The sequence below is a fragment of the Leisingera sp. F5 genome (assembly GCF_001593695.1).
On sequence record NZ_LUKH01001052.1, the window covers coordinates 1 to 1319 of the forward strand.

Consider the following 1319-nt stretch of genomic DNA (forward strand, 5'->3'; position numbering starts at 1 on the left):
AGTTTGTGATGCGTCCCTTTTGGGTGATCAATTGTGTTGATGAATATGGCGTCTTGTGGCACATTTTAAAAACGAATGTTTTTGATCTAATGCATCAGGTGCTGTGATGGTAAGGAATCTCGATATCACGACGCTCCGCTCTTTTGTGGCGGTGGCGGACAATGGCGGCGTGACCCGGGCAGCCGGTTTTCTGCATCTCACCCAATCGGCGGTCTCCATGCAGATGAAGCGGCTGGAGGAGCTTTTGGGGCTGAGCCTTCTGGACCGCTCCGCGCGCACTATTGCGCTGACAGCGGAAGGCGAGCAAATGCTTGGGTATGCCCGCAGGATGGTGGCGCTGAATGACGAGGTGATCGGCAGGCTGACAGACCAGGCCTTTGAGGGCGAGGTGCTGCTGGGGGTGCCGCATGACGTGGTGCATCCGGTCATACCTCAGGTGCTGAAGCGGTTCAATCTCAGCTACCCGCGAGTGAATGTGAACCTTTGCACATCCAACACCCGCGACTTGAAAACCGAATTCTCGCGCGGTGCGTTCGACCTGATCCTGACCACGGAAAACGGATCAGGCGAGGGCGGTGAGACGATCCACAGCATGCCGTTGCGCTGGGTCGGCGCGCCCGACGGATCGGTCTGGCGGCAGCGTCCCCTGCGGCTCGGCTTCTGCCGCAACTGCAGTTTCCGCCCCGTGGCCACCGCGGCGCTGGATAAGGCGGGTATCGAATGGGAGATGGCGCTCGACAGCGATTCCGACCGCACCGTCGAGGCAACGGTCAGTGCCGACCTGGCCATCGGCGTGCTGCTGGAGGGCACCCAGCCGGGCTATCAGGAGCTGGTTGAACAGGGCTGCGGCTTGCCGGATCTCCCCATGCAGCACATCAACCTCTATGGGGCCGAGCGCGTGCGTGCGCCCTATGTCGAGGAGCTGGCCGAATTTATCCGTCAGGCCTTTCAGGGGCTGTGGTCCGCGCCGCTGCGCGCTGCCAGTTGATGCGCTGATGCTCCGGCACCGGGCGGGAAGGGCCCGGACGCGCTATCTGGTCAGCGGTTGCCGCCCATGGTGATCACTACCTTGCCGGTGGACTTGCGGCTGCGCAGCAGGTCCAGCCCCTCGGCCGCGCGGTCCAGCGGCAGGGTGTGGCTGATATGCGGCTTGATGCGGCCTTCGCCGTGCCAGGCAAACAGCGTCTCAAAGGACCGGTGTACTGCTTCGGGCCGGAATTTCATGTAGCCGCCCAGATAAAACCCGATCACCGTCAGGTTTTTCACCAACAGGTGGTTGGCCGGGATTTGCGGCACCTCGCCGCCGGCAAACCCCACCG

At 62.2% G+C, this 1319-nt stretch carries 2 protein-coding genes; one reads left to right on the forward strand and one right to left on the reverse strand.

What is annotated here, in order from left to right; genetic code table 11:
• Positions 1 to 106: 106 nt before the first annotated feature.
• Positions 107 to 988 (forward strand): LysR family transcriptional regulator, encoded by an 882-nt coding sequence (locus tag A2I95_RS38755; protein ID WP_291737703.1) that lies wholly within the window; start codon positions 107 to 109, stop codon positions 986 to 988.
• A gap of 50 nt (positions 989 to 1038) precedes the next feature.
• Here the strand turns inward: A2I95_RS38755 and A2I95_RS38760 are convergent.
• On the reverse strand, positions 1039 to 1319 hold a 281-nt coding region (locus A2I95_RS38760), incomplete at its 5' end, for a zinc-binding dehydrogenase (RefSeq protein ID WP_291737704.1).